Source organism: Microcoleus sp. D2_18a_B4, from assembly GCF_036702475.1.
GTDB lineage: Bacteria > Cyanobacteriota > Cyanobacteriia > Cyanobacteriales > Microcoleaceae > Microcoleus.
The window spans coordinates 1-11,052 of sequence record NZ_JAUBTL010000108.1 but is presented as its reverse complement, the minus strand read 5'-3'; the positions used below and the strand labels follow the sequence as shown (position 1 = coordinate 11,052).

Here is an 11,052-nt window from a genome sequence, read left to right as displayed (position 1 = left end):
AAGGAGAAGCCACTTCCCTCGGCAGTTTGGGCAATGCTTACAATTCCCTAGGGGAATACCACAGGGCGATCGCATTTTACGAACAGTATTTAGTGATTTCACGGGAAATCGGAGATCGCCAAGGAGAAGCCACTTCCCTCGGCAGTTTGGGCAATGCTTACAATTCCCTAGGGGAATACCACAGGGCGATCGCATTTCACCAACAGTATTTAGAGATTTCACGGGAAATCGGATATCGCCAAGGAGAGTCAATTTCTCTAAACAATTTGGGATCTACTTTACTAAAAAATAACCAACTTGCAGAAGCGGAAACAGCACTCCGTGCCTCAGTCCAAATTCATGAAACTCTGCGTTCTGAATTAGTAAGTAATGACCACAAAGTCTCAATTTTTGAAACCCAAATATCTGCCTATCGCCTGCTGCAACAAGTCCTAGTCGCCCAAACTAGATTTGATGAAGCCTTAGAAATATCTGAAAGGGGTCGTACCCGTGCCTTCGTCGAGTTATTGCGACAAACCTTATTAACAACGCCCCCTCAGTCTCCCCCTTATCAAGGGGAGGAACAAGAGTTATCTCAATTCCTCTCTCTTAAGCCCCCCCTTAGCAAGGGGGGGTTGGGGGGGTTATCAAGATTTGAGGAAGAAGCAAACCTCTCAAAGCCCCCCCTTAGCAAGGGGGAATTGGGGGGGTTATCAATTCCCCAAATCCAACAAATCGCCCGCGACAGAAACTCCACAATAGTTGAATATTCGATTGTCTCTTCAGCAATTTACATCTGGGTAATCCAACCAAACGGCCACATAACCCATCGCGCCGCCAACCTCGAACCCCTCAACCAACAAAACCAAACCCTCAAACAAATCATCCTCAAAACCCGCGTCTCCATCGGCACCGATGAAACCGACGACGCAGGCAACAAAATTCACCTAGAATCCCAGTACAAACGAGACGAAACAGGCCGCTTTCCCCTCTTGCAACTCCTCCATCAAATCCTGATCGAACCCATCCTAGACTTACTCCCCACCGATGCCAATTCCCCCATCATCTTCGTCCCCCACTACGACTTATTTTTAGTACCTTTCGCCGCCTTGCAAGATAGCAACAACCGCTACCTAATCGAAGATCATACCATCCTCACCAGCCCATCCATCCAAGTATTAGAAATCACCCGCGAACATCAAAACCGAGTCCGAGGATTGAGACAAGCCGCCCTAATTGTCGGCGATCCAACCATCGCCCCAAAATTCAACAAAAACCCCTACAAACTCAAGCAAATGCCGAGGGCAAAAGAAGCCGCCGAAGCCATTGCGGCAACTTTAGGAACCGAAGCAATTAGCGGAGAAAAAGCCACAAAAGTCGCCATTTTAGACAAGATGCTAAACACGCGCATCGTCCATTTATCCGCCCACGGACTCCTCGACGATTTCCAAGGTTCCGGCATCCCCGGTGCGATAATTTTAGCACCATCAGGAGACACCGACGACGGCGCACTTATAGCCGCAGAAATCCTGCAATTACAACTCGATTCCGAACTGGTAGTTTTAAGCGCGTGCAGCACCGGGCGCGGTAAAATCACCGGAGATGGAGTCATCGGATTGTCGCGCTGCTTCATCGTCGCCGGAGTCCCCAGCATCATCGTTTCCCTGTGGAATATGGGAGCGAATTCAGCCAAATTACTAATGACTGAATTCTACCAAAATTTAGCACGGCGCGAGAATCGAGCAGCCGCCTTGCGGTGTGCTATGCTAACCACAAAAGAGCGATTTCCGAGTCCCATAGCTTGGGCTGCATTTACCTTAATTGGCGAAACAGAAACTTTACCCCTGTCAACTCAAAAGAGTAATTTAAGGAGATTAGTAATGTCACTTCCCGATGAGGCCACACCCGAAGAAATTGTGGCGGCTTTTAGTAAGTTATTGAAAATATCCGAGCCGCAATTTGTCAAACAATTATCAGCGATTGATATTGGTCAGACCAATATCAATATTATCGCTCAAACAATCAAGGATTGGTGTGAAACTAGACCTCACATTGAAGAGAATTTAGAGAACGAAATTTATCAAATGGGTGCGGGCGGCACTGATAGCGATGCACCGCAGGAAATCGTCAGGGAGTTTTACGAAACACTGAATGAAAATCAGATTCGATTGGGTTTGTCTGAGTCTTCTGTGGTGGTTGAAACTGATACTTCGGGCACAGAATCGACATAAAAAACTCTTGTCCCCCCCTTATTAAGGGGGGCTAGGGGGGATCGGAGGAATGTGGAGTCACAGATAAATCTCGCTTGCACTCCAGTCTTGATCCCCCTAAATCCCCCTTAATAAGGGGGACTTTGAACCGATTGCAGCTTAGTCTCGATCCCCCTAAATCCCCCTTAATAAGGGGGACTTTGAACCGATTGCACTCCAGTCTTGATCCCCCTAAATCCCCCTTAATAAGGGGGACTTTGAACCGCCACGGAATCCCCTAAAATAATTAACAAACTTGATTATGAGCCAAGAATGGCAAATTAAAAATCCCAGCATAACCCTCTATCCTTTCCACCTGCGGGATGATAGGGACGAAGGCTACGGACAAGTAGCCAGAAATGCTCAATCCTTGTGGGAAAATCTAGCAGATAATGTCGGCAAAGACTTTAACGTCAACGAACTAAAATCCCTCAGAGACCAGCTAATTTGCTACAAAAACGGGGTCTATGATCCAGACGGCGAAGGGGAAAATCTGAGTCTGGTAAAATTGCTGATTCCAGATGGAAAAACTCTGACTTTTCAGCCAATTACTCAGCCAGATAACCAGAATCTTGATGGTTTTATCTATGCTCTGCGACTTCAGGATACTTACACCGCAGACTTGACATTTTACTATAAAAATCTCACAATAAAAGTAGCGGACTTAACTCGATTAAATCCCGAAGGTTGCTTGTTGCCAAATGCAATTCAACCGTCTCTGGGACAGACATTATTATTATACGCCGCACCAGCAGTTTATGATACTTACCGGAAATTAGCTGACGAATCGGTTAAAGCTTTTGTACAAGATAAACAGCCCCCATCAGTAGAGTTTCGCGCCGAAGGAAAGTTATTCGGCAGCCCGATTTTTGAGTATGACAGCCGCGAAGATGATGCGCGTCAGCGGTGTCATTTTCTAGTATGGTTGCAAGAGAATTCCCAAACTTTGAAATTCGCAACGCCGGCGTTTAATTCTTACTTGATGAATCTGCTGTGCTCTCGCGCTAAAATTGTATTTGTGTATGGCGAAGCTCGGAAAAAGTATCGCCAAGCACAGCAAATAGTGGGCGAGTTAGAAAAGAAGCTTCCCGAATTGCGTGCAATAGAAAGCGAACAAAATCGACAAGTTAAGTTGCAGAAGTTAAAGGAGTTGCTGGCTGAAGTTCACACTAAAATGTTGGCTTTTGCTCAGCAGGTGCAATATTTGCAAGCAGAGAGAAATACCATTGATACTAATGCTGAAAATTATGGTGAGGCGTTGACAAGAATTAGAGGTTTGTGCATCCCAGGCGACAATCTGGATTTTTGGCAGAGGTTTCTAGATTTAGCTGAGGATAAGTATCAGCGGCAAATTGAAATCGATTTAAACTACTTGATTGCCAGTCAGAATTTGTTCCAGCAGTCGATATCCACTGTGCGGGGGATGGTGGAAATCGAACAGGTGGAATTGGACAGGGAACAGATGGAATTATACAAGCAACAGGAAGACAGCGAGAAAAAGGGAGCACGCCAGCTTGAGAATATCATCTTTTTTGTCGGAACTGCGATCGGCGGCGGACAAATCTTTTCCGCCGCCTATCCTCTAATCAAGGATACACGGATTCAATGGCAACCCGATTTTTCTCTACCGCTGCATCCCTTTGCTGCGACAATTATCTGGAGTCTGCTGTTTGGCTTACTATTTGGCTTGTTAATGCTGGGTATCGCCGTGTGGGTAAGGAAAACTTTTCCCCGATAATTTGGACTTAGGACTTACGCATAAAACCAAAGAAACCGGTTTTTTGGGGGTTTTTGGGTGGTATAACTCATATGTTGCAGCATTCTTAAGAACAGGCAAGATGCCTGTTCCACAAAGAGTCAATTTTTTGGGGGGAGTAGGGGTTGGGCATCTTCGCCTCAGCATTCTTAAGAACAGGCAAGATGCCTGTTCCACAAGCCGAAGATGCCGCCCATAAATTACAAATATCGAGTTAACTGGACTCGATAGCGTTCCTTCTTAGTAACAGCAACTTCCCCAATTTCCAATCTTCCCTTGCCGGTAACAGCAATTAAATCTCCAGACTTGACATTATAACTAGCTTGAGTAACGTCTTTCCAGTTAACTCGCACGTCACCGCTGCCAATCAAATCTGCCATTTTGCTGCGAGACATTGCGAACCCAGCCGAGGCGACAGCATCCAATCTCATGGATGCTTCAACCGTTGTCATTTCTTTCTTTTTGGGTTCTCTAATTTTGAGTTCGCTCAACTCAATGCGCCGCGTTTGCACAGGAACCGATCGCACTTGTTGCAAACTCATCTCCAAATACTCTACCATCTCCGGCATGACAATGGCTTGCGCGCCGCGTTCTCCCAAAACAATCACATCGCCAGTTTTCTCGCGGACAATTCCCGTACCCAACATCGCCCCCAAAAAGTCGCGGTGAGAAGCTGTATCGAACAAGAAATTGCCAGCAATCTCCACCGCAGCCACGTTAACGCTAGCAGAGTCGATCGGGATATCCGATCGCGCGATCGCAATTCTTTGTCTTTCAGCTTGCGGGTAGCCGCCCCAAGCGACTAATTCCACGTCTGTTAAGCGCTTAAATACCGTCAGAGTGTCTGCCACTTCTGGAGGCGACAGAAAATCAGTCAGAGTAACTTCCCAAGTTTTAATTGCTTGTTCCGCTTGGTCGATCGCCCGCGCGACACATTCGCGGTTTTCAATGCCTTTTAACAGTTCTTCTCTTTGTAACATCAGTTAATGCTAGATTCTAATTTGAAATTACCAAAAATTGCTGTAACTAAAAAGTCTACTTTTTTAACAGTCACACTACTTTAATTATAGTCTAAGATAATCCAATAACGAACTTATGATTTTTGGAACTCGCAAAACTGATATGATGAACATGATTATTGTACCAAATGTATGAAGTCTTCGAGTTTAAGCAAGGTTAATATTTCAACGCGGTTGCTGTGTCAGGAAGCAGCCGAACCGTTGAAACAAGCGCTACAGGATAAAAGCCTTGTACCCGAGGAAGCAACGGCATTACTAACAGCAGACGAGCAACGCGCCATTCCTGCCATCAGCAAAAATAAGGCGTTGATCCAGGAAATTCAGAATCGGGTGCAGGGGTTGCCATCTTTCCATTCCTTGCTACAGGGCGATAGCCGAAACTTGACACATATTCCCGATGAAAGCGTACATCTGGTAGTCACATCGCCCCCGTATTGGAATTTAAAAGAATATCTCCAAAATCTCAACCAGCTTGGCGAAATAGCAGACTACGAAAAGTTTTTGCAGGAGCTCGATCGAGTATGGCAGCAGGTATGGCGGGTTTTAGTCCCCGGCGGACGACTGGTGATTGTGGTGGGCGATGTCTGTGTTGCCCGCAGGCGGTTTGGCAGGCACATGGTATTTCCCCTGCACGCGAGTATTCAGGAACACTGTCGCCATTTGGGATTTGATAACCTCGCACCGATTATCTGGTACAAAATCGCCAATGCTTCCCTGGAAGCAGCGGGGAATGGCACCAGTTTTCTCGGCAAACCTTATGAGCCCGGAGGTGTCATCAAAAACGACATCGAATTTATCCTGATGCAGCGCAAACCTGGCGGCTACCGCAGTCCCACTCTGACAGCACGGGTATTGTCCGTGATACCGGAAACTCTCCACCGGCAGTGGTTTCAACAAATTTGGCAGGATATCAAAGGCGCTTCCACCAAGCAACACCCCGCCCCGTATCCTTTGGAACTAGCAGAAAGGCTGGTGCGGATGTTTTCCTTTGCAGGGGACACGGTACTAGACCCATTTATGGGGACAGGAACAACCTGCGTCGCCGCCGCCAACTGGGGGCGCAACAGTATCGGGGTAGATGTTGAGCCAACTTACCATCACCTAGCGCTGAAACGGATGCAGGAGACGTATGGCTTGCGCGTAGTCTACGACAGAACGATGGGGGAGGTTGCTGAATGACGGGACAGACACCCATCATCCCCGATGATGTGTTCCAGGAAGCGGTGCAGGGTTTCTGGGATACCCGCATCGCCCAGGCACAAGCCCAGGTGCTAGCTGGCAAGGTTGACCAGGGAAACCGCAGTGCGGTGACAGGCGGCAAGCAGATGGACGGTTTCATCCTGACGCTGACTAATTTCTTGCTGGCTGCAGGTGTGCCTCAAAACCATATCCACGTTAAAAAAAGCCTAACCGTTATACCGGGGTTCTTTCGCCCGACGAAGATGTACGACTTTTTGGTGGTAAACCCTGAAAAACGGCAACTCAAAGTAGTCATCGAGTTGAAGAGCCAGGTTGGCAGCTTTGGCAACAACTTCAACAACCGCACAGAAGAAGCGATGGGGGCTGCTCTCGACATCTGGACAGCTTACCGGGAAGGGGTGTTTGGCGCAGCACCTCCGCCACCGTGGTTAGGATATCTGTTTGTTTTGGAAGACTGTCCTGCCTCGCGCACCCCGGTACAGGTTGCTGAACCGCATTTCGCGGTTCTGCCAGAGTTTAGAGAGGCAAGCTATGCTAAACGCTACGAACTTTTTTGTCAGAAGATGGTGCGAGAAAGGCATTTCACCGCTGCTTGTTTTTTAGTGACAAACCGCGAACAGGCAGCACAAAATCCCAACTATACGGAGCCATGTTCAGACTTGTCGGTAGTCAATTTTTTGCGGCAGCTTATCCGGCACGCGCTGTAGAGTAGATAACAGATTTTGGCGTTGCAGAGTAGAGGGATGGGCGTTGCTGAACTTTAGTATGAATCTACATTTTTTAATCTTTGCCGAAGACAGACTTTTTGTGCCTTGGAGTCTTTTCGTAGAACTTAATTCCTACCGTCAATCAGCAATGCCACATTGTCTACCCAACTACTTATTCTTCTTCACTCGCATATACAGTTCTTCCATCGCCTCAATAAACGAACCATCCTTGTGCCAAAACTGTGGAAAATCTCCCTGTTTCTTCACCACGATCGCACTTACCCCACTTTGCGCTGCCACCTCAATCGTCTGCGGTAATCGCTTCGCACCGTGCCAAAACTCTTTCAGGCTGACCGTTTGCGCCTCACTGGCGATCGCCCGCGTGAAATAGGAATCCACCGCCACAGGGGCCGCTGCATCAGCCGTTAACTCTGCAGAAAGCGCCAAGCCCAAAGGCGTTTTTGCTAATTCGAGGTGCAGCACTTCCTTAGAAAGTCCGCGTAGTTCAAACAGTAAAAATGGATCTTTGTCCAATTCGGCCGCCACCAAATAATAAACTCCGGCAATATGTTTGCAGGGATTGCTATAGTCTGGGCAAGAGCAAGTAGTCTTAAAGTCCTCACGGCTGCTGGGTAAAAGGTGCAATCCGAGGGGTGAGAAAGCATTTTCAATATTGTCGGGCATTTCGTTGAGCAGCAGCCGAGAAATGAAGCTGGCTTTCGATGCCATTTGGGCGATCGCCACTTTCCACTTTGCCTGACTAATTGGCTCAAACTCAATTTTAGTTTTGTACAGAGGCTCCTTATAAACCCCAAAATAAGGATTAACCGAGCCTCTTACTTCTGCCATCACTAAGCCATCATTAATCTTAAAGCTTTTTACCTTGTCATTCCTGGCATAGGAACGTCCCCTTCCGAGTCGTCCAGAATCGGTAAATCTTTCCAGCCCATCGATAAATTTATTGCCCCACCAAGTCCGAGTAAATTGTGACATAAGCTGTTCTGCATTTAAATTGTATATTTCGATGACAATCAAAAATCCTCTCCCTCTCTCCCCCTCTCCCCCTCTCCCTCTCTTATGTTGTTTCTCCTAATCTAGAACCGCATTTTTATTGAGTCTAATTAACTTTTTAAATGCCTCATTATCCAACTCAGTTAACCACGACTCATCCGCACCAATAATTGACCCTGCCAATTTCTTTTTGTCTTCAATCATTTGGTCAATTTTTTCTTCCAAAGTGCCAATCGCCACAAACTTATGCACAAACACATTTTTTTCCTGTCCGATCCGAAACGCCCGATCCGTTGCCTGATCTTCCACAGCCGGATTCCACCAGCGATCGAAATGGAACACGTGATTAGCTTTTGTCAGCGTAATTCCCACGCCGCCCGCCTTCAGTGACAGAATAAATACTGAAGGTTCAGACTCTGGATCTTGAAACTCTGAAATCATCCGTTCCCGTTTTTCGCGGCTGGTTCCCCCGTGGATGTAGTAAGTGTTGTAATGTAGCGTTTGTTTAATGTATTTTTCCAACGCGCTTCCCAGTTCTGTAAACTGCGTAAATACCAATAAACTTTCGCCTTCTGCTTTGACTTCCTCAATCATCTCGATCAGCCGTTCCAGCTTGTGCGATCGCTCTGGTGTAAACTCACTTTCATCCTGCAAAAACTGGCGCGGATGGTTACAAATTTGCTTCAGCTTCAGCAGTGTCGCCAAAATCATCCCTTTGCGCTTCATCCCTTCCGCCGCGTCAATTTCTTGTTCTACCTCTTTCACAATCGCTTCATAAAGCGAAGCTTGCTCGCGGGTGAGATTGCAGTAGAGCTTTTGCTCAACTTTGTCGGGGAGATCCTGAATAATCGACTTATCGGTTTTCAGACGGCGCAGGATAAAAGGTTCTACTAATTTTTTGAGCGCGGCTGATTGTGTGCGACTCCCATGTTTTTGAATCGGTAATTCAAACATTTTCCGAAACTGCGCCTCTTTACCCAAATATCCGGGATTGAGGAAATTAAAAATTGACCATAAATCCAACAATCGATTTTCCACGGGTGTTCCAGTCAATGCTAGTCGATGGGTAGCAGGTAACTTTAAAATCGCCTTGGTTTGCGCCGCTTTGGGATTTTTAATATTCTGGGCTTCATCAATTACCACGCGATGCCACGCTACGCTGCTCAACAGCTTCTCATCTTTTCGCACCAAGGTAAAGGAAGTAATCAACATATCGCAACCTTGGACGGCGGCTTTGAATGCTTTGGCATCTTGCAAACGTTGAGGGCCGTGGTGAATCAGCGATCGCAATTCTGGAGCAAATTTTTCCATTTCCTTTTGCCAGTTACCAACTACGGATGTGGGCGCAATTAGCAGCGTGGGTAGAACCGAAGGTGCGATCGCTTTTTCTGTCTCTTTTGTAGTAGATAAAACTTCCCGCTCTTGCAATAATCGAGCAATTACCTGCGCCGATTTACCCAAACCCATATCATCTGCAAGACAGCCATTTAATCCCAAACTTTCCAAATAACTCAACCAAGAAACGCCGCGCTTTTGGTAATCCCGTAACTTGCCCTGAAACTTTGCTGGATCTGCAATTAACTCTAACCGACTCTTATCGTTCAGCTTCTCCAACATATCCGATAACGCCCGATCGCGCTCAACCTCCAACTGTTCGCTCGCTTCTCCTTCGGCCGTCAACTTCATAAAGTCGATCAGGCTTAAATCGGGGTTTTCTTCGCGATGTTTTTGCCAAAAATTTAGCATCTCCTGCATCTTGTCTTTGTCCAGTTCCATCCATTGTCCTCGGAACTGTACCAGCGGTGTTTTAGCGCTTACTAACGCCTGCCATTCTTGTTCGCTAACCCGTTCACCCCCGATCGCCAATTCATATTGATATTCCACCAAGGAATCCGCCGAAAACAATCCTTTGCCCTTGATGGCAGCGATCTTGCTGCCCTTCCCTTTGACTTGCAGGCGAATCTTCGCCCGTTGTCGCCCCTTCGGCGTCCACCAAGCGGGGACAATCACTTTGTATCCGGCATCTTCTAATACCCAAGCAGACTCGCTCAGAAAGGTGAAAGCATCATCTAAGCTGAGGGTAATATTAACGGGTTTGTCGGTTTCTAGCCCTTGCCAAAGTTGGGGATAAATGCGGGCAGCGTAGCCGAGATTTGTCAGCAAATGTTGCTCAAAGTTGTCTCCGAATTGTGTTTGCAACTGTTTTTGTTGAGTCGATCGCGATCGCCAATAATCCTGCAACGGCATCCGCAGAGATGGGTCTTTTTTCGCAGCCACCTGAAACTCTAAAACCCAAGGCTGTTCGGGGTTTTCGGGGGATTGTAGTTGAAAGCAGAGGGAGAATGAGTCAGCAGATTGATTGCGCGTAATGCGATCGCGCCAGGTTTGCCATTGCCGGTATTTTTCAAGGCTTACTGGCGCTATTTTTCGTGTTTGGTTGAGGCAGATTTGGAGTAAAGAATCCGCAATCTTATTTTCAAACGATGCTGGGATGGGGGTTTGAGTGACAATTTCCACGATCGCACACTCGGAAAAATGCCGCAGCAACCGTTCGCGATCGTAGAACTTTGGTGTATCTTGTAGCTGGATCTTCCGAAAACCGGACACACAAACTAAAGGCATCCATTCAACATAGCGTTGTAAATCAGTTTCGTACTGTGTTGAAACAATTTCCCATCCCGGATAAATCTCAAAGCTGGGTGCAATTTTGGCAGGGGTTTTTGGAGTTTTTGCAGTTGTTTTGGTTTTTGTCTCGCCCGCTTTCTTACGCCCGCGCGTGGCTTTCTCAGCGGGTTCGGATGTTTCGATGGGTGCGATCGCGATCGGAGCAGTTTCTCGATAACGCAACGCCGGAATATAATGATCTTTCAGAACAATTTGCTTAAAATTTTGGGTGTAGTGATACCAAAATAGCAAGTCTGAACCAAACTGAACTTCTGCTACATCGTAGAGGGCAAAAAAATGCAGATCGTTCAATACTTTAGTCAAAGTGTGGGTGGCGATGGACACACAATCAACTTGCCAATACTCCAACTCAAATGTTTCGGGTAACTCTGTCTAATTACTAGAAACGCCTTTATTGGAGTAAAGCGGAGTTAATTGACGCATATTGATAACCATCTTGTTTGTGC

7 protein-coding genes are annotated in these 11,052 nt (G+C 46.8%); 4 read left to right on the top strand and 3 right to left on the bottom strand.

What is annotated here, in order from left to right:
• Positions 1 to 2,210 (top strand): CHAT domain-containing tetratricopeptide repeat protein (locus tag QUB04_RS31685; protein WP_333290638.1); only part of this gene is annotated, 2,210 nt, incomplete at its 5' end.
• A 280-nt stretch (positions 2,211 to 2,490) separates the two neighbouring features.
• Positions 2,491 to 3,966, top strand: a complete 1,476-nt coding sequence (locus QUB04_RS31680; protein ID WP_333290637.1) for a hypothetical protein — start codon at positions 2,491 to 2,493, stop codon at positions 3,964 to 3,966.
• Positions 3,967 to 4,184: 218 nt separating this feature from the next.
• Here the strand turns inward: QUB04_RS31680 and QUB04_RS31675 are convergent, their stop codons facing one another.
• Positions 4,185 to 4,964, bottom strand: coding sequence for a photosystem II S4 domain protein (locus QUB04_RS31675; protein WP_333290636.1), 780 nt, complete (start codon positions 4,962 to 4,964; stop codon positions 4,185 to 4,187).
• 171 nt (positions 4,965 to 5,135) lie between these two features.
• On the opposite strand from QUB04_RS31675, the gene QUB04_RS31670 reads away from it, so the two are divergent.
• Positions 5,136 to 6,182 carry a site-specific DNA-methyltransferase gene (locus tag QUB04_RS31670; RefSeq protein ID WP_333290635.1) on the top strand — a complete coding sequence of 349 codons (1,047 nt, stop codon included), beginning with the start codon at positions 5,136 to 5,138 and terminating at the stop codon, positions 6,180 to 6,182.
• Entirely contained in the window at positions 6,179 to 6,910 is a 732-nt protein-coding gene (locus tag QUB04_RS31665; protein ID WP_333290634.1) for a PaeR7I family type II restriction endonuclease, read from the top strand. Before QUB04_RS31670 ends, QUB04_RS31665 begins: the two co-directional genes overlap by 4 nt.
• Before the next feature lie 168 nt (positions 6,911 to 7,078).
• On the opposite strand, the gene QUB04_RS31660 is transcribed toward QUB04_RS31665, so the two are convergent.
• Together QUB04_RS31660 and QUB04_RS31655 are read right to left on the bottom strand one after the other, a co-directional pair.
• A complete protein-coding gene (locus QUB04_RS31660; RefSeq protein ID WP_333290633.1) occupies positions 7,079 to 7,903 on the bottom strand; it encodes an SWIM zinc finger family protein in 825 nt (274 codons plus the stop codon).
• 96 nt (positions 7,904 to 7,999) lie between these two features.
• Positions 8,000 to 10,930 (bottom strand): DEAD/DEAH box helicase, encoded by a 2,931-nt coding sequence (locus tag QUB04_RS31655; protein ID WP_333290632.1) that lies wholly within the window; start codon positions 10,928 to 10,930, stop codon positions 8,000 to 8,002.
• Positions 10,931 to 11,052: the final 122 nt, after the last annotated feature.

What these genes read in the sequence shown, in the direction of transcription:
- QUB04_RS31660 (WP_333290633.1), bottom strand. Translation starts at nt 7,903, where the DNA reads ATGTCACAATTTACTCGGACTTGGTGGGGCAATAAATTTATCGATGGG.
- QUB04_RS31665 (WP_333290634.1), top strand. Translation starts at nt 6,179, where the DNA reads ATGACGGGACAGACACCCATCATCCCCGATGATGTGTTCCAGGAAGCG.
- QUB04_RS31675 (WP_333290636.1), bottom strand. Translation starts at nt 4,964, where the DNA reads ATGTTACAAAGAGAAGAACTGTTAAAAGGCATTGAAAACCGCGAATGT.
- QUB04_RS31670 (WP_333290635.1), top strand. Translation starts at nt 5,136, where the DNA reads ATGAAGTCTTCGAGTTTAAGCAAGGTTAATATTTCAACGCGGTTGCTG.
- QUB04_RS31680 (WP_333290637.1), top strand. Translation starts at nt 2,491, where the DNA reads ATGAGCCAAGAATGGCAAATTAAAAATCCCAGCATAACCCTCTATCCT.